This is a genomic window from Pseudomonas sp. Root562, assembly GCF_001427125.1.
In the GTDB taxonomy this organism is placed as follows: domain Bacteria; phylum Pseudomonadota; class Gammaproteobacteria; order Pseudomonadales; family Pseudomonadaceae; genus Aquipseudomonas.
In genome coordinates, this window is sequence record NZ_LMGK01000020.1 from 243,280 (window position 1) to 269,240 (window position 25,961).

Here is a 25,961-nt window from a genome sequence, read left to right on the forward strand (position 1 = left end):
AGACTACGCACAACCGAAATTTCCTTTCCTACTACAAGAAAATATAGGGAGTGGATATTATGCAAGGCGTATATGTAGCAAAGAAAGAGTCTCAAACTTTTTCCAATAGCAATGTACAAAGACTTAGCTTTTTCGTTTTTTGCCTATTTTTCATATTTGGAAGCATCACCAGTTTAAATGATGTGTTGATCCCAAAACTGAAAAGCCTTTTTAGCCTAAGTTATGCCGAGGCGATGCTCGTACAGTCGTCCTTCTTTCTTGCCTATTTTATTGCGTCAATCCCTGCCGGACTGCTGATAGCCAAGATTGGTTACATGCGGGCTGCTTTTGTCGGGTTGCTCACGATGGCAGCAGGTTGCTTGCTATTTATCCCTGCGACCCAGGCTGGCATCTTCGGCGCCTTTCTGGGTGCGTTGTTTATTCTGGCAATTGGCGTGACTGTGGTACAGGTTGTCTCCAACCCGCTTATTAGCCTGCTCGGGCCTGCGAAGACTGCGCACAGTAGAGTCACGTTTGCTCACGCATTCAACTCGCTGGGTACCACAGTCGCTCCATATTTGGGCGCTATCTTGATCCTGGGCACTCTCAACGAAGTGGACGCTTCCGCATTATCTCCAGCGGCGCTTTCTGAGTTCTTGGCCAAAGAAGCAGAAGTAATCAGCAGCACTTACGCTGGCATTGCCATTGCCCTTTTCATCGTAGCGATGATTGTCTGGCATCAACGCAAGCAGATTCCGGCGAGCACAAGCCCTCAACATTCCAACCCGCTTGCAGCCTTGAACCTTCTCAAGCAACCTCGTTTCGCATTCGGAGCTGCCTGCCTTTTCTTTTATGTGGGTGCGGAAGTTGCAATCGGAAGTCTGCTCACTAACTTCCTGATGCAAGAATCGACCTTCGGTTTCGATGCAGAACTAGCAGGTAAACACGTTGCTTATTACTGGGGCGGCGCCATGGTTGGTCGCTTCATTGGTGCCGCGCTTCTTCGTCACTTTGCCCCTGGCAAGATCCTCGCAGCCGCCGCAGCTGTGGTAATCGCCCTGATCACTGTCGCCGCTAACTCCAATGGCTCTACCGCAGGTTGGGCGATCCTTGCCATCGGCCTTTTCAACTCCGTCATGTTTCCCACGATTTTCGCTCTTGCATCCGAGGGCCTGGGCTCACGCGCCGCTGAAGGTTCAGGACTGATCTGCTGCGCCATTGTTGGAGGTGCCATCGTGCCGCCGCTAACAGGCTTGACTGCCGACATGACCAGTCTCTCCTTCTCACTGGTTGTTCCTGCCATCTGCTACACCGCCATTGCCTTGTACGGCTGTTACACCCGCCGAGCTGTACGCTGAATCTCTCAAGATCACATTTAACAACTACAAGAGGAATAAACGATGAAATGGGGACTAATCGGTGCAAGCACCATCGCCAAAGAATGGGTGATTTCGGCTATCCGCGCTGTCGGAGATGATGTGATTGCAGTCGTCAGCGCTGACGATCAGCGAGCAAAGGAATTTGCACAAAGCAACGAAATTGTTCAATACAGCAGTGACATTAATGCACTGCTTGAGAATCCCGATGTGGACTCGGTATATATCTCCACAAAAAATCACCTACATAAAGAGCAAGCGTTGCTCGCAATACGTGCAGGCAAGCACGTGATGTGCGAGAAACCATTGGCGCTAAGCCTTGAAGACGCACATGAGATGGTTAAAGCGGCGCAAGATGCTGGATTGGTTTTTGCTACCAATCACCACCTGCGCAATGCAGCTAGTCATACCGCAATGCGGCAAGCCGTCCAAAGTGGCCTGATCGGTAAACCGCTGGCAGCACGAGTGTTTCACGCAGTATCTCTTCCACCTCACTTGCAAGGCTGGCGGATCGCCGAAGGAGCCGAAGGTGGTGGGGTCATCCTGGACATCACTGTTCATGATGCGGATACCTTACGCTACATCCTGAATGATGATCCTGTAGAGGTCACGGCCTTTACTCAAACGGGCGTCCTGAGCAAAACAGGTTTACCCGATTCTGTCATGGGTGTCATGCGCTTCAAGTCTGGCTTGATCGCTCAATTTCATGACTCATTCACCGCTAAGCACGCAGACACCGGGTTGGAAATTATTGGCACCGAAGGAACATTGGTAGCGCGTAATGTGATGACTCAAAAACCAGTGGGTGAAGTGTCTTTGGTTAACGCCCAAGGAACACGCAAGATGATTCTGGAGCACGTCAATCTTTATGAGTCCGGGTTCCGCCAATTCGGTGAGGCTGTAGCCGGGCGCGCGCAACCTGCAGCGACAGGGCACGACGGCATTTGGTCATTGGCCACCGGCATAGCCGTCGTTCAGGCCGCACAATCTGGCCGAGCCACTCCAGTAGCTCACGGCTGAACCGTCGGAGGCAGCATGAAAGAGTGCCCTGATATCATCATCATCGGATCTGGCATAGGAGGGGCGACAGTAGCAGCCGGGCTTGCCCCCTCCGGTGCCCGCATCACAATCCTCGAGGCTGGCGAACACCTGAATAACTGTCCTGAGCACATAGACCAACGAGCTATTTTCCAGAAGCAATTCTTCCGTCCAAAAGAGGTTTGGTACGAGGAGAACGGCAAAGCATTCAGTCCTGGCAACTACTACAACGTGGGTGGTAACTCGAAGTTCTACGGCGCCGTGTTAGCAAGGTACCGAAAAGAAGACTTTGAGGAAATGGAACATCAGGAGGGGGTATCTCCTGCGTGGCCGTTCAGTTATGAGGAGTTGGAGCCCTGGTATAGCCGCGCAGAATCACTCTACAAAGTTCGGGGAGCGCTTCACCAGAATCCAACCGAGCCGTTCCACTCGCGCCCATATGATTATCCGGCTGTACCAGATGAGCCATCTATCTCTGAAGTTCGGAGCCGGCTGTCAGCCAAGGGGCTTCACCCCTATTCGTTGCCCCTCGGCGTAGACATTGATCGCTGGATAGCAAATCGGGCCACCCCATGGGACGCCCACCCTCATAGCAACGAGGGGAAAATGGATGCTGAAACTGCTGCACTCAATACTGCGCTCGGGTACGAAAACGTCAGCCTTATAACGGGGGCAGCTGTCGTTGCACTGAAGACATGTACAAAAAATGGCCCTATCACTGCCGTTGAATTTCGAAAGGATGGCGCTGTTCATCAGATGAAAGCCAAACTGGTCATCCTTAGCGCCGGAGCAGTTCAGTCGGCTGCTTTGCTCCTGAGGTCAGCGGATGGCAATCACCCTGCAGGTCTTGCAAATAGCTCTGACCAAGTCGGCCGAAATTTTATGAATCATAATGCTTCAGCTGTGATCGGTTTTAGCCCGAGCTTCGTGAACAGCTCGATCTATCAGAAATCATTTGGAATTGACGATTTCTACCTTTCCGACAGCAATGGTGGATATCCCTTGGGGAATATTCAGCTCTTAGGCAGGATTTCCGGTGCGATTCTGAAAGGAAGCATGCCGCTTGTCCCGGAATGGATACTGAATAAATTCAGCCGTCACTGCGTGGACTTTTACGCAATGAGTGAGGATCTCCCCTCGCCCACCAACCGGGTGACCGTTGAAGGCGATCGCACTGTTCTTACCTGGGAGCGTACCAACTGGAATGCCCACCTAACCCTCGTCAACACGTTCAAAAAAGTTCTCAAAGAGGCGGGATTCCCTATTGTTCTCACGCGCCCGTTTGATAAACGCACGCCTTCGCATCAGTGCGGAACCATCCGAATGGGCAATGATTCTGCCAGCGCGCCGCTGGATATCTACTGCCGCTCATACGACCACCAGAACCTGTTTGTCGTCGACGCCAGCTTCATGCCGACTTCTGCCGCAGTGAACCCCTCGCTAACGATTGCAGCTCAGGCTCTAAGAGTGGCGGAACACATATCACTTGTAGACTTAAAGGCTGTTACTGACCTCAAATCACAAGCATTAATGTCCTAAAAAAGCGCCAGATAGCCTTTGAATGTCAATGGCTATCGGCGTGTCCTGCGAGGCCCTCCGCCAAAGAGCTTCTCTGCCTCCCATGGTAAGCCGGCAGCTGTCGCTGATTTTCCAATCGATGAAATGGCAAAACCTGAAGAAGTCGCTTAGCTCGTAGCATTGGTTTTGCGTAAATGGCGGGCCTCGCTGAAAGGCGCGACATAGGACGTTAATGGAGGGAGTTACATCCGCTGAAACCAAAGGCGATCCAACTCATTGAGCGCCCTTGTACCGATGGAGGTACTGCAATGAATTTGAAGGAAGAACTCGCATTATTGGTTCGACAGGAAGAAGCGCTCCAGTTCAGCGGTTTCGATGAAAACACGGCGTGGCAGCTAGGCTCGCTACTGCACGAACGGGCAGTAAATGAGGAATTGCCAATTGTAATCGACGTAAGACGATTCGACCGTGCATTATTTTTTGCGGCCAGGCCCGGGGCGACTTCGGATAATCACGACTGGGTACGGCGAAAAACGAACACCGTGCAACGCTTCCTCTGCAGCACTTATCGAGTCGCCCACCAGCTCGCTATTGAGGAGCAGGACATTCTGCAGCGCTACCATATTTCCCCTACTGATTTCGCCAGTTGTGGTGGGGGCTTTCCAATCATTGTTCAAGGAGCTGGGGTTATCGGCAGCGTGACTGTTTCGGGCCTGCCTGACCGTCAAGATCATCAAATCATCGTTGAAGTACTTTGCAATCTGCTCGGATATGATCAAGCAGAGTTTGCTTTATCAGATAAAGACGTCGCCTAGAAAGAGTTACCGTAGAGGAAACCTGCCTCTTGTAGGGAGTTAATGGTTAGGCATGAGCATTTGTCCGCTGCAATCCTTGTTAGTGCGACAGCAGTGTTCTAATCTCACGCGTAAAAATCAACTACCAATCACTCAGTAGCGGCGCGGATAGAAGTCTCAGCATTCTGATAGCTCGAAGTACTAGCTGTCTGATGTGACTGAGCTCTGATTGATGGTTGAGCCTGGGTTTTATCAGGGGCAGTGTCATCATCATTCATCGCCTTTCGAAAACCCTTAATCGTCTCACCAACATCGGCACCCAACCCTTTAAGTTTCTTCGTGCCGAAGACCAAAACCACAACTACCAATATTACGATCCAATGCTTCCAATCCATGATACCCATCTCATCCACCTTTAACCTGAACTGTTATTTAATAAGTTTAGACGAGAACAAAGCCTCATCCAATTAAGGGAAATAACTCAGAACAATCAACAATTAGTTTCGAAAGTAGAGCCGCTCTTGGAGAAGAAACGACAATTAATTTCATATTTTTACATAATAATGACTCGCACCAAAAAAAGTGCCTTCGATAGCTGAAGGCACTACCACCAAAGGAGTAAGATGAAACCCATTTAGCAAGAGTCGCTACAACGCGACTCTTGCATTCCAAAAAAACATTTGTTATGGCGCCCTGCTGGAACTAGGCTCCCTGATCTCCACTCACGAACTTTGATGCAAACTTTTGACTACACATCAAGAGCCATGTGCAACGCCATTCGAACTTACTGTTTCCGATTTCTTTGCTACATTTGCGACGGGCCCACGCCAGGCTATAACACCAAGCCAAATGTAGAACAGCGGCGTGACATAAGTTACGCCTGTTAGTGCTAAACCAGCTAACTCGCCCATATCAAGCACTTTTCCGAAGCTCGAAACCAAGGCGCAAACAGCATTGAGGAACACCACGACTGCAAAAGCTTTTTTGTGCCGCCACAAAATTATCGAAAGACCGAGATACCATACGCCCGACAAGAAAAACTCCAATCGACCCCACATACCGTCCTGAACAGCCATTGTCAGTATCCGGAAAATTTCCTGGGTAACCAGTTGAGCAGCGGGATCGTTGGACGTCGCGTGCAAAATGGTCAGGACTGGCCAGACAACAGAAAGGATCGCCGCGCCGATGGCACCTACCAATCCGAAAAGGATACCTGCGACCGTGGAGACTGATAGCAAATACGGTCGATCTTCTCTGAGCGCAAACCAGAGATACAATCCTGAGGGTATGCTGAAAAGATAGAAGCCAAACATGTCGCTGAGCATCATCCACTTGAGGTTCGGTGAACCGGCGACACCAACATCGAGTTGACCAACAATGTTACCCGTGGCTTCGTACTCAAAACTGCCTGCTTGGATGGCTAGGTAGACAGTGTTGAAACAAAGGAATACTGCCAAAATGTTTAGCAGCAATAAAAAACGATTTCGCGTGAAATGAGTGAGAGCTGGATTCATTTTTTAATCCCTTCTGCAGCCAGAGGCTAATTATTAGAATTCGCGAGTTTGCAAATTATTGCAGCACGCGTACCGGGGTCCGATATCGGACCGTAGGGCATACCATTGCCAGGAACCAAGGACTGTGGATCAGTCAAAAACAAGTCAATCGTGCTAGGTGCCCATTTTAGGCGGCTTTGTGTCATTGCTGTAGAAAAAACATATCCCGGAAAGGCTCCCGAAATCCGCCCCAAAACTCCATGGAGGTTCGGACCGAACTTGGTGTCATCTCCCTTAACTACCGAATGACATACAGAGCACTGACTCCAGCTCCGCTCGACTTGCACGGGGTCACACTCCATCTGACTAGCAACCGCGCTGCAAGGAAGTAGCGCGATCACGACTGTCATAAAACTGAATCTAATCACGCCTTGCTAGTAAGTAGCTCGGACGTGACTCGACCAGCACGGAGCCCTGTCTCGATGGCTCCGTCGATGAAACCACGCCATCCATCCGCAACATCTGAACCTGCAAAAACGATTCGGCCCTCGGTCTTCCGCATGTCAGCTCCGTATTTGCTCCACATCCCTACCTTATAGTCACACCAGCTACCTTTGGAGTAAGGGTCATTGTTCCAGTCATAAGCGAACGTATCCAGAACTTCAGCGTCAGGCAGCAGCTTCTCGACCTCCTTGAGCACGAGATCTTTGTTGTTGTAGTCAAAGCCAGGAGTCGGGTATCCCATGCAGAAAAGCGTAGTGTGATCGTCATAGAAATGATCGGTGTACACCATGTTTACCGGGTGCCCTACCCCGGCCAGACTCTGGTAGGCACCCTTGTTTCCTTTGACTTTGATCTTCAGCTTAAAGCCGGCACCTACATGGCGTTCTTTGCTCGCGGCAACTTTGCCTGGCAGCAATGCAGGAGACCATTCGATGTCATTCCAGCAATTCATCGGCATAGCTACTACGCAAGCACTGGCCTTGAAAACCTCTCCGCTTTGAGTAGTTACCGTGACTCCGCTCGCATTCTGCTCGACTTTACGGACAGGCATGCTTTTACGTACGTCCGCTTTGCTCTCATCCAGCATGCTATTGATAAGCGAAGATGTACCCGACTTGATGTAGTACTGAGTGCAAGCCCGCAGAAGCCTGCCCATGTCATTGTCTGCGCGGGCGTACCAGTGAATCTGATCCAACATTCCCGCAGTTTCCAGGCTGCCACTTACTGCCGTGGCGAAGAAGGATTCAAGGATGGTATGGGTAGTGATATCCAGATCGATCTGCTTCAGACGCTGAGCGATGGAGATATCGTCGTGTTTCAAGAAGCTCAGATCGAAATTTGGATCATAGGGACGTGGGAACGCATTGATCAGGTCGCCGCAGAAAACCTTCATGCCTTTGTCCAGCATTGCAAAGGAGTCAGCCGGGTCGACGTTTTTCAGCTCATTGTTGATGAGTACAGTGCCATAGGTAGGGTTCGCGCCTGGCGTCTCATCAATTTCGAGTCCATACCGCTTCAATTCAGCCCAAACGTGAGGCTGGTACCAATGGACCCATTGGCCACCAACTTCGGACTGCTGACCGAAAATATCAGCCGTCCAGGTACGACCACCGAGGCGATTGCGAGCTTCCAATACCAAACATTTTTTCCCTTGGGCCCCCAATTCGCGAGCGGCCGTTGAGCCCGCCATTCCAGCACCAATGATGATCACATCATAAGCACCTTTATGTTGGCTGGTTTTACTATTGTCTGATGCGGCTGCACGCACCAGAGAAGAAGCCGCTAACGTTGTTGCACCCAGAGCCATACCCAACAAAGTGCTACGCCGGCTAAGTTGCAAAGGTGTTTTTTGTTCTGGATCTTTATCGTTAGTAGACATTATTAATCTCGCACCCATAGATAAAAACGCGCCTAGCTTCGGCTAACCAAAGAAAGTGAGCGTCGGCCTTTTTATACTTTCACGCATCACGAGAGTATAGAACATTGGAAGCCGCACGGAAGTCCCTCCTCCAACTAATACTACCGCACAGGTCTATTCCACATGACACTGCACATCGGGGCAATCCTAAAACTTAGCAAAATGATCCAAAAAGTTTGCACCAAGCCAAAAAATGCGGATCACACCTACAGCACTTTTGTGCCAATTAATACTTTAGCAGTGAGAAACCAAAAACAATCACAAAAAATGGCCTGGGATCATCAATCAGCCAGGCCATCCTAAAAATTTCAAAACGCATTAAGGGCACGCGATCAAAATACGAAACTGTCACATATGCGCACGACTATTATCATTTCGATGCATTGTCGCACTTGGGATTTCGTTGAAAAGCTTTTTATACTCACTTGCGAATCGGCCCAAATGATTGAACCCCCACTCAGTTGCCACAGTTGAAATATTTATACCCCTGCCCCCCTTTAGCAACTGCTTACGCACTTCAGATAGGCGTAGCTTTTTTAGGTAGGCCATAGGGGACATGCCCATATGTTTTTTAAACCCATCGAAAAGCTTAAACCTCGAAACTCCTGCCGCAAGTTCAATATCCTCTAGCCGAATATCTTCCTGCGCATTGGAGTGAATGAAGTCTTTAGCCTTCAACAAATAACTTGGTAGCTTACCGATCAAACACTCCTGGATTTCATCGGTATAGTTATTCTTTTGAGCCAAAATTAGCCCTCGAACGAGAGACGCTTCAATATCTCTGGAAAATAGCGTTTGATCGAATACAGCTCCTCCAACCTCCTGTTCCGAGACGAAGTGCCCTATCAGGCGCCACCAAGAGGCGCTGGCACCAGCCTGTCCGTCCATCACCGGATCAAAATTGATAGGGATTTCAACCGGACGCTTTAGGATTTCTTCCAGAGCCAACCTCATGGTTACGCGTGGGATAACCACAGAGAGTTTTTTGCAATCACCTGCCATGGATAGCTCCTGGCTGTGAAAGGGCGAGACGATGACACCAATGCTCCTATTCGAGTGGATACGGTTTCCCAGATAAAGCAGCTCCTGCTCGCCAACAATAGGCAAACTTAAACTGTAGCTGTCCAGATGCTCGGATCCTTCGACTCCGATTCGGACGTCAGCCCCGTATTCCATGGTGCCCAGCGTTGTCGCATACGACCGAAAGACCCTCGCACTATGCCGAAAAGACACCCGATCAGGCTGGGCGCTCTGAAGACTGTGGGGACCGCATACTTCCTCCATCCATGCTCGGGCTCCTGCCATGTCATAGCTGTTGATTCGGATATCACTATGGGTAACGACATGAGACTCAGTCATTAGCAAGGCTCCACGATTATGGATGACATGCGCTCTTCGGCGCGTACCTGGAGGACAGCAAGACGTATGCCACAGAACTGATCATGCCGAAAATCTACCTATCCGGACATCCCTATCCGACTAAATGGATAATACCCATGCTCAACGCCAATTATCCTTCGCGCAGTAACACTTTGTGCACCATTTCAGAGCATAAAAGCCAATTGATTGCACCACTTGTTACCGAACGAAATTGGCTAGGTGTTAGTTATTGACACCAATCTACTCAATAAGTAGCACTGCGATAAAAAATAATGATTATCATCCTTATGCAATTCGACGGCATATGATTGTATAAAACCACCAATTTTATCGATCACAATTAGTGGATTTAAGTCATCTACAAACCGGATAGACCAATCGCTGCTGCCCCCTTCTAATGGAACCCTGCATAGCCGCACGATTGAGGATCTACCTATGAGCCGTATGCGTGATATTAGCCAGTGGCAAGAATATATCGAAAGTTGCTTAGACTTCCGGAGTGAAGAAGGCATCTACCGCGTCGCTCGCGATATGTTTACAGAGCCAGAACTTTTCGACCTGGAGATGGAATTAATCTTCGAAAATAACTGGATTTACGCATGCCATGAAAGCGAAATCGCAAACAAACATGACTTCGTTACAATGCGTGCGGGACGCCAACCTCTAATTATCACCCGTGATGGCGAAGGCAAGTTGAATGCATTAATAAATGCCTGTCAACATCGCGGCACTACTTTGACTCGTGTCGGGAAAGGAAACCAGTCCACCTTTACCTGCCCATTCCACGCTTGGTGCTACAAAAGCGATGGGAGGCTCGTAAAAGTAAAAGCCCCGACTGAATACGGCGAAGACTTCGACAAAGCAACTCGCGGCTTGAAGAAGGCACGCATTGAAAGCTATAAGGGCTTCGTATTCGTTAGCCTTAACGTACAGGGTACGGACTCGCTTGAAGATTACTTGGGCGACGCAAAAGTATTCTTCGACATGATGGTTGCCCAATCTCCTACGGGTGAACTGGAGGTTCTTCCTGGCAAGTCGGCGTACACCTACGATGGTAACTGGAAGTTGCAAAACGAGAACGGCCTCGATGGCTATCACGTAAGTACCGTCCACTACAATTATGTGTCGACCGTACAGCATCGACAGCAGGTTAACGCGTCCAAAGGCATTGACTCCGGCGACACCCTTGATTACAGCAAGTTGGGAGCTGGCGATACCGAAACTGACGATGGCTGGTTCGCCTTCAACAACGGGCATAGCGTCCTGTTTAGCGACATGCCAAATCCAGAAGTTCGCCCGGGTTACGCCACCATCATGCCTCGTTTGGTCGAGGAGTATGGCCAAGACAAAGCTGAATGGATGATGCACCGCCTGAGGAACCTGAACGTTTACCCAAGCATGTTTTTCCTGGATCAAATCAGTTCGCAGTTGCGGATCATCCGTCCAATCGCTTGGGATAAGACGGAAATCAACAGTTTTTGCCTAGGCGTGGTGGGAGAGTCCGATGCCGACCGCGAAAATCGCATCCGCCAATTCGAAGACTTCTTCAACGTTTCCGGAATGGGCACGCCGGACGACCTTGTAGAGTTTCGTGAAGCCCAGCGCGGATTCCAAGCCCGCCTTGAGCGCTGGAGTGACATTTCTCGAGGTCGTGACAAGTGGACAACTGGTCCGACTAAAAACACTGAGACCATCGGGATTTCACCCGCCATGATTGGTGCCGAATTCACGCACGAAGGCCTGTACGTCAACCAGCATGGAAACTGGCAGAAGTTTCTTCTTGACGGTCTCGCGCGTAAAGCGGCCGATGCCGAAGCGCTGAAACTGAAAGAGGTATAAGCAGATGAACTTCGAACTCCAATACCAGATCGAACAATTTTTGTTCAAAAAAGCAGAGCTTTGCGATGCCCAAGATTGGGATGGATATTTGGCACTGTTCAGTGAGGACAGCGTATTCCATCTGCCGCAGTGGGACTCTGAACATGTTTACACTACAGACCCAAAGCGCGGAATGTCGCTGATCTACTATCCGAATCGCGGGGGCCTGGAAGACCGTGTTTTCCGTATTCGCACGGGCAAAGCTGCCTCTGCGACACCAATGCCCAGAACTTTGCATCAGATTAATAACGTGCGCATCCACCCATTGGAAGGTGGTGATCTCGAAGTACGTGTGAATTGGCAAACTTTGTATTACCGCCAGTCCACCGCCGAACAGTTTTTTGGACGAGCCACTTACACACTTCGGCCTCATGGTGATAGTTGGTTGATTTCAAAGAAACATACCGTGCTACTGAATGACACGATCAATTCGGTGCTGGATTTCTACCACATTTGAGTCGCAGAAAGGTTAAGTCATGTACAAGGTTGCGTTGAACTTCGCTGACGGCAAGACACTGTTTTGCCCGGTCCAGCCTAACGAAATTTTGTTAGACGCTGCACTCAAGAGTGGAATCAAGATCCCCTTGGATTGCCGCGAAGGGGTTTGCGCGACCTGCCAAGGCCGTTGCGAATCGGGTAGTTACACTCAAGACTATGTGGATGAGGAGGCTCTTTCGGAGCAGGATCTGGCAGAGCGTAAGGTCCTGTCTTGCCAGACGAGAGTGCAGTCTGACGCGTCATTCTACTTTGATTTCGACTCGACCCTCTGTGGAAGCCAAGGAACAGCTGAAGTAACAACTACCGTCACTGAAGTAATTCAGGTATCTGAGAGCACTGCGATACTGAAGGTCGAAATAGGGTCCGATGCAGCTCCTTTGAATTATCTCCCGGGCCAGTATGCGCGGATTCAAGTTCCGCATACCGAGCACAGCCGCTCCTATTCATTCGCCTGTGCACCTGGAAGTCGGACTCTTGAGTTTTTGGTACGCCTCTTGCCCAGTGGCGTGATGACAGACTATATGCGAGATCGTTGCAAAGTTGGCGATACGATCAAGATGGAGGCGCCATTGGGAGCCTTTTATCTGAGGCATATTGACCGTCCGCTGATAATGGCCGCAGGCGGAACAGGCCTTTCCGCTTTTCTGGGCATGCTCGATCAGTTGGCGCAGAAAGGCGGCTCAGGTTTCCCAATCCACCTCTTCTATGGCGTTCGGACCGAACAAGATTTGTGCGAAATACCTCGCATCGAGGCATACAAGAAAAAAATTAGACACTTCGATTTCACGCCGGTTCTTAGCGATGCGGATGAGAAGTGGCCGGGGAAAAAGGGGTTTATTCCTGAGCATCTCCTGCCGTACGAAACGTCTGACACACCATTTGACATGTACATGTGCGGCCCTCCCCCAATGGTGGAGTCCATAAAGAAATGGCACCAGGATAAAAAACTAACGTCAGTCCGGATGTATTTTGAAAAGTTCACCGAAAGCAATACCTAATCTATTTTAGGCCTTGGCTTATTTGCTGATTCTTCCACTGATTGAGAAACATCGTTAAAAATAATCACTGGGACCGGACTACCAGTTAAATTTAATGATCGCTTGTTATATGCGCAGGTTTCCTATGTCCAAATTATCATTAAAAGTAGAAAAAATTGAAGCTCTTACTCCCCGCATTCGGCGACTTGTGCTTACAGCCAATGATGGGGAAAAGCTGCCTGAATTCACCCCAGGCGCGCATCTAGAGCTGCATATTCCTGGTGAGCGGAAGCAGAAACGCGCATATTCAATCGTGAATTTGTCGGCGCATAACCACTATGAAATTGCGGTACAACTCGATGACAAAAGTACTGGTGGTTCAAAGTGGGTGCACAGCCTCACAGAGGGCCAAGTTATTGAGGTCGACCCACCTCGTAACCACTTCCCTCTAATAGAGGACGCTGAGCAATACCTGCTCATTGCAGGAGGTATTGGCATCACACCAATGTTGAGCATGGGTCGTGCGTTGACGGAGTCCGGAAAAGACTTCACCCTGCATTACGCAGGCCGTGATGCAGTGGACATGGCTTACTTAGACGAAGTTAAGTGTTTCGACAAAAGTCGGTGTTGGATCAGCGGCGGAGATGCAACTAAACGTTTTCCCGCATCAACGGTTTTAGCCAACCCCGGTGCACGAACTCACCTATACATATGCGGCCCAACAGAGATGATCACCTCTGTGATCCAAATAGCTCGGGAGCTCGGCTGGCTCGAAGAACACGTCCACTACGAACTTTTCGCCGGATCCCTTGAAGAGGAAGGTGATCAAGCATTTGAAGTGGAACTTCGCGCAAGTGGCGTGACACTGGCAGTTAATGCGGGCCAAAACCTGCTGGATGTGATGATTGAAGCAGGTTTAGATCCGATGTTTGACTGCCGACGCGGCGACTGTGGTGTATGTGTGAGTCAAATCATTGATGGTGAAGCCGATCACCGTGACATATGCCTATCTGATCGCGAGCGATCCAGCGGCGCCTTCTGTACATGTGTTTCTCGTGCCAAAACTTCCAAGTTGGTACTTGACCTCTAATAAGCAACGGAGAGAACAATGATTCCTACGAATGAACAAATCTCGGATTTGATTCGAGAAGATAGTGTGCATAAGAGTGTCTATACCGACCCTGTTCTTTTTCAACTTGAAATGGAGCGAATTTATGGCCACGCATGGATTTATGTGGGCCACGAAAGCCAAGTCAAAAACCCAGGTGATTACCACACCACTCGTATTGGCGATCAAGATGTTGTAATGGTCCGTGCACCGAATGGACAGGTGAACGTTCACTACAACCGCTGCCCGCACAAAGGGGCAAAATTAGTCGCGGACGGTGACGGCAACGTCGGCAAATTCTTCCGCTGCCCCTACCATGCTTGGACATTCAAGCTGGATGGCTCGCACTTGTCGGCCCCGTTGAAGAGCGGATTCGAAGGAACTTGCTATGACCCTAAACACCCTGATTTCTCTATGGTCAGCGTGGCTCGAGTTGATAGCTATCGCGGCTTTGTATTCGCGAGCCAGGCTTCGTACGGCGAAGATCTTAAGACTTTCCTCGGCGGTGTCGTGACGTCAATTGACAACATGTGCGACCGCTCCCCTGTCGGTGAGCTTGAAGTTGCCGGTGGGATTTTTCGAGTACAGCAACGCTCCAACTGGAAAGTTTTCTACGAAAACCTCCATGACACCATGCATGCTCGTGTAACCCATGAGTCATCCGTTGATGCTGCGCGTGAGGAAGCCGAGGCGATTGGCGAAATGCCGTTCGAACTCCTGATCATGGACGGCAATGGCGAGCCCTACGACTTCTGGGAAAAATTGGAGCTTCGCGCTTACCACAACGGCCACGGCTACATGGAAGCGATTTTCGATCCGGGCGCCGCTGAGCGGGACGAAGTATCGCGTGCGCATTTCGAATGCCTGAGTGAAGCATACGGGGCAGATCGGGCTCGTGACATCATGGGTATGAATCGTCATAACACCGTGATTTACGGGAGTGGTTCGCCTCATACCGTATTCATGCAATTCCGGGTTATTCGTCCCGTCTCGGTCGATAAGACCATGGTCGAAATACAGACCTTCCGCTGCAAAGGTGCACCCGATGTAGTGTTCGACCGTGCACTTACTTACGCGAATGTCATCAACTCCCCTTCTTCCAACGTGATGCCAGACGACGTTGAAGTTTATGCACGCTGCCAAGAAGGCAACATGACCAGAGGGGGTAGCTGGATCAGCATGCACCGTTATGTCGGCACAGATAAAGTTCTCGAAGATGGTGCGGTATCAACCAATGGAACAAGTGAGCTTCCAATGCGTAATCAGTTTGCTGCCTGGAAGAAGTTTATGACTGGAACCATCATCGCCAAGGAGAGCAATAATGTTGCTTGACCGCTCTTTCAACGTAAAAACCGACGACCTGACAGCTACAATTGTTGATGAAGAAACCCTGCGTTCGATCGAGCGGTTTATCTTTAAGGAAGCTCGACTTCTAGACAGTTGGAAGTTTTGGGAGTGGGATAAACTATTCACCGATGACGGAATGTACTGGGTACCTCAAAAGCACAATCAGGTGAACCCGTTTGATCACATCTCCCTCTTTTGGGAGAACCGCATGCTGCGTGAAACTCGCATACGTCGGGTGGAAAATGCTCGCAACTGGTCACAGCAGCCACAGACTCAAACGGCTCACCTGGTAGGTAACGTGTGCATCGAAGGCTTGGATGCAGACGACTTCCTTGTCGTAAGTGCCTCTTTTCAAGCCACCGAATGGCGTCTCGACCAGCGTCAACTCGCCGGACGTTATACCTACAAACTTATCGGCAACAAGGTTGACGGCTGGAAGATCAAGCTTAAGCGAGTCGACCTAGTCAATTGCAACGACGTATTCGCTAATCTGGAGGTATTCGTTTGATGGATCGGCCAGTCGTAATTGCTCTCCATTACCAGAATGACGTCCTCCATGCGGATGGGCGAATCAAGGTAGGTCTAGACACTGATGGAGAGGGGCGCGCGAATCTGATTTCAGCTGCGACCGAATTGCTACGCGTTGCTCGTAACAACGGCTGGCCTATCATCCACGCGCGGGTTGCATATCGTGGTAATTATTCCGACCTGATTGCCAACGCCCCGATTTTGGAAAACGTAAAAAAGATAGGTGCAGTAATAGATGGATCATGGGGTGCCGAGTTCTTGGATTGTCTAAGCCCGCACGAAAATGGGAAGGAGTTTGTAATTACTCACAAGCGTATCAATGCTTTTTATGGTACGCATGCGGAGGCACTCTTGCACATGCTTGGCGCTCGAACGCTGATTATTGCAGGTGTAGCAACTCACTCAGTTGTAGAGAGTACGGTAAGGCACGCTGTGGATTGTGGATACAACGTAGTGGTTCCCTCTGACGCATGTTCGGCTGCTGATCCCGCAACCCATGAAGCATCACTTAAAAGCATGAGTTTGATCGCCAAAATTTCCAGCGTCCGTCAATTAATTGAGGTGCAATAATGAGCCTTTCAGGAAAAGTTGCAATCATAACTGGGAGCACTCAAGGACTTGGTCTAGATATTGCTAAGGTCATGCTGGCACAAGGTGCCGAAGTAATGCTTGTGGGTCGGAATGCGGTCGTTGGACGTGAACTTTGCGAACAACTCGGGCCATGCGCTTCTTACACCGAGTGCGATGTCGAAAACGATGAAGACATTGACACGTGCATCGATAACACGATCAATGAATTCGGGAAAATTGACATTCTTGTCAACAACGCTTGTATTTATATCGATCACGGTATCGAGTCCTCTCGCGAAGACTGGCACAAAAGCTTAAATGTGAATGTGATTTCCGCGGCAATGTTTGTGCAGAAAGTGTCTCCCCTTTTAAGACCTGGAAGCACCATTGTGAACATCACGAGCACCGGAGGGAAATTCGGTGCAGCAGGCCGAGCACTCTACCCCGCCTCGAAAGCGGCAATGCTTCAGCTAACAAAAAATTTCGCAGTGAGTTTGGCCGATAAAGGCACCCGTGTTCTCAGCGTATCCCCAGCCTGGACTTGGTCCCCCGCCGTCGCAGGCCTGACAAATAACGACGTCGAGCTTGCGGACCGCGTGGGTGCTGATTTCCACCCACTCGGTCGGATAGGGCGCGGTGAAGAGGTCGGTAACGTTGTTGCGTTTCTATGCACCGCTGGAGCTTCTTGGATGACTGGTGTGGACGTGCCAGTCGATGGGGGATTTTCAATCCTTGGCCCGGACAGAGGGCTATCGCCCCGCGTCTGGTTTCAGCGTCATTCCGATTCCGAATAGTTAAATTCAGAGGAGCACAAATAATGGGCGAATTCATCGACATCCAAACCCTGGATAAAGAACAATCGTTTCGCGGTTATCTCGCTGTACCCGCCAGCGGAAAGGGGCCTGGGGTTGTTCTTGGCCAAGAAATTTTCGGTGTCAACGCTAACATGCGTGCAGTCGCTGACCTCTACGCCGAAGAGGGCTATGTCGCGCTAGTGCCAGATCTTTTTTGGAGATTGGAGCGAGATGTGGACCTGGGTTACACGGAAGAAGATTTCACTAAAGCAATCGACCTCTTCCAGCGTATGGATGTAGATCTGGCTGTTCGTGATATTGCTGCAAGCCTTGCCAAATTAGAATCCTTGGATCAAGTCGAAGGCGACGGCCTCGGCTATGTGGGATTCTGTATGGGCGGTAAGCTAGCCTACCTGACAGCTACACGTACCCGTGCAGCTTGCTCGGTCGGGTATTACGGCATGGGAATCGAAGAGTATCTCGACGAAGTGGGCGAAGTTACCGGTCGACTGGTTCTGCACTTTGCCGAAAACGATGCATATTGTGGCACAGAGGCGCGCTCGAAAATTAATGCGGCGCTAAAGGGTAATAAATGTGCAGAAATCTACACCTATCCAAATGTCGATCACGCATTTGCTCGCGCTGGCAGTGTCCACTTTGACAAACCTGCTGCACTCATGGCGCACGAGAGAACTATCGCCGCATTGAAGCGTGAGATAGGCCCTTACTTCAACCTTTCTGATTTGTGGGACGAGCACGTTAAGCACGAGTTCGACACGCGAGACGTTCCGGCGACTATGGCGACTATGGTGGCTGAGCCATACGTCAACCACATCCCAACGATGACCGGTGGGGTCGGAAGCAAAGAGCTAAGCCGCTTCTACCAGCACCACTTTGTTCACGGAAACCCACCGGATATGAAACTCATTCCTCTGTCGCGAACAGTGGGCGCACTTCAGATTGTCGATGAGTTTATCATGTGCTTTACCCACACCACGGAGATCGATTGGTTGATCCCTAATGTGGCCCCTACAGGCAAATATGTCGAAATTCCCATGCTGGGAGTAGTTAGATTCCGAGGTGACAAGCTGTACCACGAGCACATCTACTGGGACCAAGCGAGCGTGCTGGTCCAGATTGGCCTATTGAACCCTGAGGGGTTGCCGATTGCGGGGGTGATCACCGCACAGAAGCTCCTGGACGAGTCGCTCCCCTCAAACACGTTGATGGATAACTGGAAGAACAGCGAACCCGTCTGACGCAAAGGTCTCGGGGGCCCCGTAACCGGATGACCACCAGGCTCCAGTAATTTGGCGCGACGTTTCGCAACATTTTCTCCGTGTAAAACTTGAATCATAGGTGGGCTGCAATGACCGACTTAGCCATAAAAGACCTGAAAATTTACCACCCTTATATCAATGGTAAATCCTGGCAGAGCGACGACCAACCAGAGCAGATCGTGATCAACCCCTACAACCAACAAGCGATTGCTCGCGTCAAGCTTGCGACAGCGGCTGACATCGACAGCGCTATTGAGGCTGCATTCGAGGCGCAAAAGGCCTGGGGGAAAACGCTTGCAAAAGAGCGAGAGGCCATTCTCTGCCGTGCTGCGGACATCATCGAGCGCCGTCGCGGTGACATCGCGAAGATCCTCATCGAGGAAGGCGGCAATGTGTTCGGCAAAGCGATGTTCGAATGCGACTACATGGTCAGCGCATTCCGCATCGCAGCAGGACAAGCACGAGACATACGCGGAGAGACCATGCCAGCTGACGGTGCTGGGCGTATCTCAATGTCCATTCGCCAGCCACTTGGCGTCATTGCAGGGGTCGGCCCGTTCAACGCGCCGCTGCTGTTAAACGGGAAAAAACTCGCCCCCGCCTTGGCCGCTGGCAACGCATTCCTGCTGAAACCGGCACCGCAAACGCCACTGATTGGGTTGCTGTTTGCTGAAATTCTCGAAGAAGCAGGCGTTCCACCTGGTGTCTTCAACGTGCTGCCGACCACCAATGAAGCACTGGGTGATAAGTTCTTCTCAGACAAACGCGTCAAGATGGTGACTTTCACGGGATCAGCGAAAGTTGGCCAGTACCTGTCTGAGCTTGCTGGGAAATTCCAGAAGCGAATCGTTCTGGAGCTTGGTGGTAAGAGCCCTATCGTAATCCTGAATGACGCCAAGCTTGATTACGCAGTGAGTGCCGCTGCTTTCGGCATTTTCTTCAACCAAGGCCAGGTTTGCATGGCTAACTCTCGGATTATCGTTGAAGAAGCGATCTACGAAAAATTCTGTGCTGCATTCGTTGAGAAAGTCCGCTCCATTCGTTGCGGTGATCCAAAAGATCCTTCAACGATAGTCGGTCCGTTGATCAACTCCAAACAGTGCGAATTCATCCGTGGTCAGATCGATGATGCCCTGTCCAAAGGTGCGACGTTGCTAACCGGTGGAGAGTATCAAGGAAATCTGTTCCAGCCTGCCGTCCTGACCGATGTTGAACCATCAATGGCTGTATACAACGAGGAAAGCTTTGGACCCTTGGTTTCCATTTATATGGCCAAAGACTTCGAGCACGCAGTCGAGCTTGCGAACGACACATCCTACGGACTTTCTTCCGGCATTGTGACCAATGACCTTCAGAAAGCATTTGATTTTGCACTTCGGATTGAAGCAGGCTCAGTTCACATCAACGACAACTCTTTTGACGACGATCCGAACGCACCTTTCGGAGGATTTAAGGAGAGCGGACACGGCAAAGAAAATGGTCGTTATTCGATCCACGACATGACCGAATTGAAATGGGTCACATTACAACTCGGCGAGCGTGCCTTCCCTATCTAAAGTGGAACAATAAATAGCCCCACCGCCATCGGCTGGGGCTTTCTATAAGACTCCTACGCCCGCATCGCCGGGTGCTGCTTCAAAATAATAAAATCAGAAGGCAGCAAGTACATCAGCTTTGTCTCGGACTTTCTAAAATTCCAGGGATCCCAATCCTGCCGTTCTGCTTTAACTCCATTTACCGCTCTACATTGCGTAGAAACTTACCCGGAGTACAAACTGTGGTCAGAAATAATAAAAAAATGGGAACTCTGATAATGCTCGCCGCACTTCAGACCTCCTTAAAAGCTGAAGCCTATGAGTTATATTCGTCAGATAAAGGTGCTGTGAACGCGGATTTCGAATTGGCCTTAGGGGCATTTCATAGCCGTAAAAGTTATGCCCAATCCAGTGACATCAAAACAGGATCAAAAGACTGGCAAGAATCTTATGCAAAATATGGATTCAGCGGCTGGTTTGCAACAGGTGATGCAGAGCAGAGTACTTATGGGGCGCTAAACTGGTTGTCTAGTGCCACATACGGACAAGGCGATGCGGCAGGCTGGACGGATGGAACCGAACGGACCACCAAGATTGAAGACGCTTACCTTGGCTGGAAATCAGGAAATGCTTTTTCGCTGCTTGGTAAGGATGGCCTAGATCTTTCAGTTGGCCGCCAAAATGTCATCGTTGGTGACGGTTTCCTTATTGCTGGAGATGCGCTAAACCTTGGTAAGTCTTTTGGAGATGGGAAATTCAACCGAGGGGGGGCCTATTATCTTACGGGTCGAAAAGCTTTTGATGAGACAGCCGTCATAAAAATAGGTGGCAAAGAAGGCCTCCGCAGCGATTTGATGTGGCTCAAATCAGATAACCCAGCTCAGGGTAAAGCAGAAATAGTTGCGGGAACGCTTGAAAATGTAAATGCCCTAGGGACCGTGGGGCTGACATATTTGAAAGTAACAGATACGGACGAAGCCTTTGACTTCATTGATCGTAAAGGCACCCGAACGGTATCTGTGCGAGCGCAGGGCAATCTAGGACATCCAAATTTGTTTCTAAGCGGCGAGTATGCGCGACAACATAGAAACTCAACTGGCGACGAGAATGCCTGGTACACGGAAGCAGGATGGACTTTTTCTGATATAGCATGGCGCCCCTATGTAAGCTATCGTTTCAGCCGTTTTTCCGAGGGGTACGACACTTTATTCTATGGTAACTTCAGGGCATTAGGAACCTGGTTCCAAGGAGAGGTTGCTAGCAACTACTCAGGCCCCTTCAGTACCAATACACGTATACAGCAAGTCGGCTTGACGCTGACCCCTACGGACAAACTCACATTAGGCGCATTGGCTTATCGATTTGATACCTTAAGCTCCACAGCTGGTGCATTCTCAAATCTCGACGGCAAAGAGCTAGATGTGTATGCCATGTGGCAGGTTACGGACCATATTTCAGCAATCCCCCTAGTTGGCTTCTATAAACCTGACAAGGATATTGAAAGCGGCGGATCTCAATTGGGTGACAACCGAACCAACGTATACTCACAATTCATTCTCCAAGTGAAATTCTAGTGAGGTGACGGGTTCTAACCGACCCGTCATTTTTTAAAAAAACTTGCCCCGCGCTTTGAAAGTTTTATTCTCATCAGTGGGCATACCGAAGCAACGTGTTCCAATACTTAAATGCGAGCATTAGTATGTCCAACTCTCTATCCATTCGGCTTAGAATTACTCTCCTGGCTGGCCTCTCACTCGCAGCCGTAGTTATTACCCTTGTTTGCATGAATATTTACCAGAGCAGTTCGAACAATGTTCTGGTCAGTCATGAAAGCGAACGCGCTCTAACACAAAGCACTGAACAACTCCTGCTCGCCCAAGCAGCTGAGAAAGCCGCTCTCCTGCAAAAGCTTTATTCTTCGGACGTCATGCTCGCGCACGACATGGCTGAACAGCTTTCCAATCTAGGCAGCGCTGCGAAACGGCTCGGCATATCCGACGCTGCCATCCGCGAAGAAGCCACTAGGGCTATAGAAAGGGCATTCAAACGCAACAAATCTGTCTTAGGGGTATGGGGTGTTTTTGAACCTAATGCTCTTGATGGAAACGACCAAGCTTTTGTGAATGACACGGGCCGCGGATCGAATGAACAAGGCCGGTTTGGTTCTTATTGGAGCCGTTTCGGTGGGGCCGACATCCACAGTGCTATCACAGAAGCCGACTTGAATAAGGAGGATGCGAACGCAGCTGGTGCACCAGCTAATACGTGGTACAGATGCGCATTAGCCTCGGGCAAGCAGTGCCTATTAGAGCCCTACGCTGGAATGGTCGGCACCGAAACCGTACTCATGACGACTGTTGCCATACCCATCAATATAAACGGGACGATCGTAGGTGTTGCAGGTGTAGACCTTGCCTTAAGTTCGCTCCAAGTAAACGCTGAGCAGGCTGGAGCTGAGCTGTTTAATGGTGCAGGTCATGTTCTGATTGTATCGAGCCAAGGTATCCTTGCAGCTAACAGTGATAACCCTAAAAGTATTGGAGATTTGATTCAAACGCGCCTTGGCGAGTATGGGCAGGAAATACTCCAACTGACTCAAGCGGGTACGGCCACGGTCGTTGCACGGGGAAGCCTAATCAGAGCAATTTATCCGGTGAGACCGGTCGAGGGGGTGCCAGCCTGGGGAGTTTTAGTGGACGTTCCCAGAGACGTGTTGCTTGCAGACGCATTGAAAATGCAATCAATGCTCAACGACTCACAACGTAGTGGTACCTGGATGACCTTACTTGTTTCAATTGGCGCTGGACTCTTAGGGATGGGCGTTTTGTGGTTAACCGCGTCGGGCGTGTCTAAGCCTATCAATCGTGTCGCTCAGATGCTGGAAGACATCGCTAGCGGTGACGGGGATCTAACACGGCGCCTTGATTACAGCCGTAAAGACGAACTGGGCGCTCTGACGAGCAACTTCAATAAATTTCTAGATAAGCTTCAGCCTACCATCGCCCTCATCAAAACCAGTATCACCGACGCTCGCACGACTGCTGATAAATCGTCCCAAATAGCGCATCTGAATAGTGAAGGAATGCAGCAGCAGTATCGTGAGATCGAGCAGGTAGCTACAGCGTCACACGAAATGAGCGCTACCGCTCAAAACGTTGCTGCCAGCGCCGCCAATGCGGCCACAGCAGCTACCGGCGCTGACGAATCCGCCCGAGAAGGTATGAAAATAGTCGAAACTACAGCTCGGGACATTAAAGCCTTGGCTGAGGATGTCAGCAGAGCGGTCGGTGAAATCGAAACTCTGGCGGTTCACAGCGTAGAAATCGGGACTGTGCTGGAAGTCATTCGCAGCATTGCAGAACAGACCAACCTCCTCGCCCTCAATGCAGCAATTGAAGCTGCACGAGCGGGCGAGAGCGGACGTGGTTTTGCGGTCGTGGCGGACGAAGTTCGCAACCTCGCCAGACGTACTCAAAACTCGGTGGAGGAGATTCGAATCGTCATTGATCGTATCCAAGGAAGCACCCAGGATGTTGTGTCTGCCATGCATTCGAGTCGTGAAAGGGCAAATGTGAATGCTACTCAAATTATCCGAGCGTCCAACGCCCTTACACAAATCAGCGACGCAGTTGGTGTCATCACAGAGATGAACTTGCAGATAGCAAGCGCTGCTGAGGAGCAAAGCTCCGTAGCTGAAGAAGTAAGCCGAAACGTGTCGGCGATACGTAGCGTGACTGAGACACTGACAGGACAAGCCGCTGAATCAGCTAAAGTGAGTGCGCGTCTCAACTCGTTGGCCAGTCACCAGATAAGTTTAGTGAGTCAGTTTAAGGTCTAGTCATTTCAAGCGTTGGTAGATGCAGATACCAAGTACAGTCCGAAAATAAACGTCCGCAAAAGACAGCGATCGGTTCTGTGTTGGCGCTGATGCGAATTTGACCCAAGCCGCCGGAAGTCATTTCCCCATTCGAATACTCAGCAATCGATGACCTTGCGTGGGATTTCAGAGGATGCCCATGGGTCATCAAAAATCAGTAACCTGGGTCAAAATCGCATCAGCGCCAACAGCCTATGCGTGCGTCTCCCAATGATTTGTGCGGCGTGGCGACCATTGTCAGCCGCTTTTTTTCGGCCTATCTTATACAAAACCTATACAACACTAACCATCATGTACAATTAAAAGCAGTGACCATTCACGCTTTACTTCGACGGTGAATGCCCGCTCTGCGCCCGGGAAATCAAATTTCTCAGCCAGCGCGCCCCTGCTGCCGGGGGTGTCCCTTTCATGAAATGCAGCATCGCTGAGAACATCAACGTGGACCCATTTCTAACCGAGCATTACCGTGAAATTCTCGTCGGCGTTGGCGAGAACCCTGAGCGTGAAGGACTGCTGGACACGCCCAAACGCGCCGCCAAAGCCATGCAGTACCTGTGCAATGGCTACACGATGAACCTGGAAGAGGTGATCAATGGCGCGCTGTTCGAGTCGCAAAACGATGAAATGGTCATCGTGCGCGACATCGAACTGTATTCATTGTGCGAGCACCACATGCTGCCCTTCATCGGCAAGGCGCATGTGGCTTACATCCCCACCGGACGTGTCCTGGGCCTTTCGAAGGTTGCGCGAGTGGTCGATATGTTCGCCCGTCGCTTACAGATTCAGGAAAATCTGACAAAGCAGATTGCCGACGCCATCCAGCACATCACCGATGCCGCCGGGGTGGCGGTGGTCATCGAAGCACAGCACATGTGCATGATGATGCGCGGCGTAGAAAAGCAAAACTCGGTAATGACTTCCTCGGTGATGCTGGGCGCCTTTCGCGAGTCGTCCACGACGCGTCAGGAATTCCTGCAACTGATCGGGCGCCGTCGTTAACGTGCGCAAGCAATCACGCTTGTCGGTGGGAGAGGCTAATGAACACGTCCTTCACGATGAACTCCCTTGGCGATGGCTACCATGCCTTAGTGATCGGTGCGAGCGGAGCACTCGGCGCGGCTTTTTGCCAATGGCTCCACGCCGATCCACGTTGTGCGAGTGTTCGCGAGCTGGGACGCCAGAGTGTTCCGCCACTGGATCTGGAAGCGCCCGAGAGTATCGGCAGGGCCGCCGCCGAATTAGCGGCCGAAGCGCCGTATCAGTTGATCGTGCATGCCGCTGGCCTGCTCCATCGCGACGAAATCAAGCCTGAAAAAAGTTACGCCGCGATTGAAGCGGCACAATTTCAGGCGGTTTTCCAGGTCAACACGCTCGGCCCTGCTCTGGTATTGCGCCACTTCCTGCCCTTGCTTGATCCACAAGGCGCGATGGCGGTGCTCTCCGCCAAGGTCGGCAGCATCGGGGATAACCGGCTGGGCGGTTGGTATGCCTATCGCGCCTCCAAGGCGGCGTTGAACATGCTGATCAAAACGGCAGCAATCGAACTGGCTCGCACCCGTCCTCAGACCCGCTTGCTGAGCCTTCATCCTGGCACTGTCATATCAGGCCTGTCACAGCCCTTTCGGGGTGCCTCTGCTGCCAGGCCCGCAAGCATTGCTGCCCGAGAATTGTTGTCACTGATTGACCGCTTGGCGCCAGCCGACAGCGGCGATTTCTTTGCTTACAACGGAGAACGCCTGCCCTGGTAGGCAAGGAGTACACCTTGAATCTGCAAACGTTGATCGAGCAAGCCTCGAAGGGCGAAATCCGGGAGCTGGAGCTGCTGTCGCTGGAGGGTGGTATTTATCTGGCGCGCGTCACGCAGGATCATGGGCAGTTCACGCTGCTCAACGATGCCGCGCAACCACTGCACCTTCGTTCCGTCAGTCATCTGCGTGATTTGCTGCAACTGGTTCCACCTTTTCCCTGCGTACTGGTGCAGCAGTGCGTGCACGATGAAATGTGCGGCGTACGTGAAGGTCCCATAGATTCGTTGCGCATTCCTTTTTCACTCAAGGAGCCATTTTGAGG

22 protein-coding genes and 2 pseudogenes are annotated in these 25,961 nt (G+C 50.7%); 20 read left to right on the forward strand and 4 right to left on the reverse strand.

The genetic code is table 11. The annotated features are described in order from the left end of the window. Positions 1-59 precede the first annotated feature (59 nt). From ASD60_RS14800 to ASD60_RS14815, 4 genes are all read left to right on the forward strand, one after another. The gene (locus ASD60_RS14800; protein WP_056854709.1) at positions 60-1,337 is read left to right on the forward strand and encodes a sugar MFS transporter; all 1,278 of its coding nucleotides are present in this window, start codon (positions 60-62) and stop codon (positions 1,335-1,337) included. A 42-nt stretch (positions 1,338-1,379) separates the two neighbouring features. Next, positions 1,380-2,375, forward strand: coding sequence for a Gfo/Idh/MocA family protein (locus ASD60_RS14805; protein ID WP_056854710.1), 996 nt, complete (start codon positions 1,380-1,382; stop codon positions 2,373-2,375). Between the two features lie 15 nt (positions 2,376-2,390). Next, positions 2,391-3,932 (forward strand): GMC oxidoreductase, encoded by a 1,542-nt coding sequence (locus tag ASD60_RS14810; RefSeq protein WP_056854711.1) that lies wholly within the window; start codon positions 2,391-2,393, stop codon positions 3,930-3,932. A 287-nt stretch (positions 3,933-4,219) separates the two neighbouring features. Then, on the forward strand, positions 4,220-4,726 hold the full coding sequence (locus tag ASD60_RS14815; protein ID WP_056854712.1) for a heme-degrading domain-containing protein: 507 nt from the start codon (positions 4,220-4,222) through the stop codon (positions 4,724-4,726). A 128-nt stretch (positions 4,727-4,854) separates the two neighbouring features. Here the strand turns inward: ASD60_RS14815 and ASD60_RS14820 are convergent, their stop codons facing one another. The 4 genes from ASD60_RS14820 to ASD60_RS14835 all read right to left on the reverse strand — a co-directional run bounded on the left by ASD60_RS14820 (position 4,855) and on the right by ASD60_RS14835 (position 9,478). Then, entirely contained in the window at positions 4,855-5,109 is a 255-nt protein-coding gene (locus ASD60_RS14820) for a twin-arginine translocase TatA/TatE family subunit (RefSeq protein WP_056854713.1), read from the reverse strand. 351 nt (positions 5,110-5,460) lie between these two features. Then, entirely contained in the window at positions 5,461-6,219 is a 759-nt protein-coding gene (locus tag ASD60_RS14825) for a hypothetical protein (protein WP_056854714.1), read from the reverse strand. A gap of 403 nt (positions 6,220-6,622) precedes the next feature. Beyond that, entirely contained in the window at positions 6,623-8,080 is a 1,458-nt protein-coding gene (locus ASD60_RS14830; protein WP_236708471.1) for a flavin monoamine oxidase family protein, read from the reverse strand. Between the two features lie 387 nt (positions 8,081-8,467). Then, on the reverse strand, positions 8,468-9,478 hold the full coding sequence (locus ASD60_RS14835) for an AraC family transcriptional regulator (protein ID WP_082557596.1): 1,011 nt from the start codon (positions 9,476-9,478) through the stop codon (positions 8,468-8,470). A 456-nt stretch (positions 9,479-9,934) separates the two neighbouring features. On the opposite strand from ASD60_RS14835, the gene antA reads away from it, so the two are divergent. From antA to ASD60_RS14910, 16 genes and pseudogenes are all read left to right on the forward strand, one after another. After that, positions 9,935-11,338, forward strand: a complete 1,404-nt coding sequence (gene antA, locus ASD60_RS14840; protein ID WP_056854717.1) for an anthranilate 1,2-dioxygenase large subunit — start codon at positions 9,935-9,937, stop codon at positions 11,336-11,338. Positions 11,339-11,342: 4 nt separating this feature from the next. Next, complete coding sequence (gene antB / locus ASD60_RS14845) at positions 11,343-11,834, forward strand: anthranilate 1,2-dioxygenase small subunit (RefSeq protein WP_056854718.1); 492 nt, start codon at positions 11,343-11,345, stop codon at positions 11,832-11,834. A gap of 19 nt (positions 11,835-11,853) precedes the next feature. Beyond that, positions 11,854-12,873 (forward strand): anthranilate 1,2-dioxygenase electron transfer component AntC, encoded by a 1,020-nt coding sequence (antC, locus tag ASD60_RS14850; protein WP_056854719.1) that lies wholly within the window; start codon positions 11,854-11,856, stop codon positions 12,871-12,873. A gap of 124 nt (positions 12,874-12,997) precedes the next feature. Further along, positions 12,998-13,942, forward strand: coding sequence for a PDR/VanB family oxidoreductase (locus ASD60_RS14855; RefSeq protein ID WP_056854897.1), 945 nt, complete (start codon positions 12,998-13,000; stop codon positions 13,940-13,942). Positions 13,943-13,960: 18 nt separating this feature from the next. Next, complete coding sequence (locus ASD60_RS14860) at positions 13,961-15,292, forward strand: aromatic ring-hydroxylating dioxygenase subunit alpha (protein WP_056854720.1); 1,332 nt, start codon at positions 13,961-13,963, stop codon at positions 15,290-15,292. Further along, complete coding sequence (locus ASD60_RS14865) at positions 15,282-15,815, forward strand: aromatic-ring-hydroxylating dioxygenase subunit beta (protein WP_056854721.1); 534 nt, start codon at positions 15,282-15,284, stop codon at positions 15,813-15,815. The genes ASD60_RS14860 and ASD60_RS14865 overlap by 11 nt, the downstream gene beginning before the upstream one ends. Next, positions 15,815-16,405, forward strand: a complete 591-nt coding sequence (locus ASD60_RS14870; protein WP_056854722.1) for an isochorismatase family cysteine hydrolase — start codon at positions 15,815-15,817, stop codon at positions 16,403-16,405. Before ASD60_RS14865 ends, ASD60_RS14870 begins: the two co-directional genes overlap by 1 nt. Beyond that, the gene (locus ASD60_RS14875) at positions 16,405-17,199 is read left to right on the forward strand and encodes an SDR family oxidoreductase (RefSeq protein WP_056854723.1); all 795 of its coding nucleotides are present in this window, start codon (positions 16,405-16,407) and stop codon (positions 17,197-17,199) included. The genes ASD60_RS14870 and ASD60_RS14875 overlap by 1 nt, the downstream gene beginning before the upstream one ends. A 23-nt stretch (positions 17,200-17,222) precedes the next feature. Further along, positions 17,223-18,458, forward strand: coding sequence for a dienelactone hydrolase family protein (locus tag ASD60_RS14880; RefSeq protein WP_056854724.1), 1,236 nt, complete (start codon positions 17,223-17,225; stop codon positions 18,456-18,458). A gap of 110 nt (positions 18,459-18,568) precedes the next feature. Continuing rightward, positions 18,569-20,035 (forward strand): aldehyde dehydrogenase family protein, encoded by a 1,467-nt coding sequence (locus tag ASD60_RS14885; RefSeq protein WP_156386274.1) that lies wholly within the window; start codon positions 18,569-18,571, stop codon positions 20,033-20,035. 242 nt (positions 20,036-20,277) lie between these two features. Further along, positions 20,278-21,588 carry a hypothetical protein gene (locus ASD60_RS14890; RefSeq protein ID WP_056854725.1) on the forward strand — a complete coding sequence of 437 codons (1,311 nt, stop codon included), beginning with the start codon at positions 20,278-20,280 and terminating at the stop codon, positions 21,586-21,588. A gap of 368 nt (positions 21,589-21,956) precedes the next feature. Beyond that, positions 21,957-22,994, forward strand: a pseudogene (locus tag ASD60_RS29900) (PDC sensor domain-containing protein); the annotation flags it as partial. A 267-nt stretch (positions 22,995-23,261) separates the two neighbouring features. Beyond that, positions 23,262-23,852, forward strand: a pseudogene (locus ASD60_RS29905) (methyl-accepting chemotaxis protein); the annotation flags it as partial. A 447-nt stretch (positions 23,853-24,299) separates the two neighbouring features. Then, entirely contained in the window at positions 24,300-24,890 is a 591-nt protein-coding gene (folE, locus tag ASD60_RS14900; protein WP_056854727.1) for a GTP cyclohydrolase I FolE, read from the forward strand. A 38-nt stretch (positions 24,891-24,928) separates the two neighbouring features. Next, a complete protein-coding gene (locus ASD60_RS14905; protein ID WP_056854728.1) occupies positions 24,929-25,639 on the forward strand; it encodes an SDR family oxidoreductase in 711 nt (236 codons plus the stop codon). A 14-nt stretch (positions 25,640-25,653) separates the two neighbouring features. Next, complete coding sequence (locus tag ASD60_RS14910) at positions 25,654-25,959, forward strand: DUF6482 family protein (protein ID WP_056854729.1); 306 nt, start codon at positions 25,654-25,656, stop codon at positions 25,957-25,959. Positions 25,960-25,961: the final 2 nt, after the last annotated feature.

What these genes read in the sequence shown, in the direction of transcription:
- ASD60_RS14800 (WP_056854709.1), top strand. Translation starts at nt 60, where the DNA reads ATGCAAGGCGTATATGTAGCAAAGAAAGAGTCTCAAACTTTTTCCAAT.
- ASD60_RS14805 (WP_056854710.1), top strand. Translation starts at nt 1,380, where the DNA reads ATGAAATGGGGACTAATCGGTGCAAGCACCATCGCCAAAGAATGGGTG.
- ASD60_RS14810 (WP_056854711.1), top strand. Translation starts at nt 2,391, where the DNA reads ATGAAAGAGTGCCCTGATATCATCATCATCGGATCTGGCATAGGAGGG.
- ASD60_RS14815 (WP_056854712.1), top strand. Translation starts at nt 4,220, where the DNA reads ATGAATTTGAAGGAAGAACTCGCATTATTGGTTCGACAGGAAGAAGCG.
- ASD60_RS14820 (WP_056854713.1), bottom strand. Translation starts at nt 5,109, where the DNA reads ATGGGTATCATGGATTGGAAGCATTGGATCGTAATATTGGTAGTTGTG.
- ASD60_RS14825 (WP_056854714.1), bottom strand. Translation starts at nt 6,219, where the DNA reads ATGAATCCAGCTCTCACTCATTTCACGCGAAATCGTTTTTTATTGCTG.
- ASD60_RS14830 (WP_236708471.1), bottom strand. Translation starts at nt 8,080, where the DNA reads ATGTCTACTAACGATAAAGATCCAGAACAAAAAACACCTTTGCAACTT.
- ASD60_RS14835 (WP_082557596.1), bottom strand. Translation starts at nt 9,478, where the DNA reads ATGACTGAGTCTCATGTCGTTACCCATAGTGATATCCGAATCAACAGC.
- antA (WP_056854717.1), top strand. Translation starts at nt 9,935, where the DNA reads ATGAGCCGTATGCGTGATATTAGCCAGTGGCAAGAATATATCGAAAGT.
- antB (WP_056854718.1), top strand. Translation starts at nt 11,343, where the DNA reads ATGAACTTCGAACTCCAATACCAGATCGAACAATTTTTGTTCAAAAAA.
- antC (WP_056854719.1), top strand. Translation starts at nt 11,854, where the DNA reads ATGTACAAGGTTGCGTTGAACTTCGCTGACGGCAAGACACTGTTTTGC.
- ASD60_RS14855 (WP_056854897.1), top strand. Translation starts at nt 12,998, where the DNA reads ATGTCCAAATTATCATTAAAAGTAGAAAAAATTGAAGCTCTTACTCCC.
- ASD60_RS14860 (WP_056854720.1), top strand. Translation starts at nt 13,961, where the DNA reads ATGATTCCTACGAATGAACAAATCTCGGATTTGATTCGAGAAGATAGT.
- ASD60_RS14865 (WP_056854721.1), top strand. Translation starts at nt 15,282, where the DNA reads ATGTTGCTTGACCGCTCTTTCAACGTAAAAACCGACGACCTGACAGCT.
- ASD60_RS14870 (WP_056854722.1), top strand. Translation starts at nt 15,815, where the DNA reads ATGGATCGGCCAGTCGTAATTGCTCTCCATTACCAGAATGACGTCCTC.
- ASD60_RS14875 (WP_056854723.1), top strand. Translation starts at nt 16,405, where the DNA reads ATGAGCCTTTCAGGAAAAGTTGCAATCATAACTGGGAGCACTCAAGGA.
- ASD60_RS14880 (WP_056854724.1), top strand. Translation starts at nt 17,223, where the DNA reads ATGGGCGAATTCATCGACATCCAAACCCTGGATAAAGAACAATCGTTT.
- ASD60_RS14885 (WP_156386274.1), top strand. Translation starts at nt 18,569, where the DNA reads ATGACCGACTTAGCCATAAAAGACCTGAAAATTTACCACCCTTATATC.
- ASD60_RS14890 (WP_056854725.1), top strand. Translation starts at nt 20,278, where the DNA reads ATGGGAACTCTGATAATGCTCGCCGCACTTCAGACCTCCTTAAAAGCT.
- folE (WP_056854727.1), top strand. Translation starts at nt 24,300, where the DNA reads ATGAAATGCAGCATCGCTGAGAACATCAACGTGGACCCATTTCTAACC.
- ASD60_RS14905 (WP_056854728.1), top strand. Translation starts at nt 24,929, where the DNA reads ATGAACACGTCCTTCACGATGAACTCCCTTGGCGATGGCTACCATGCC.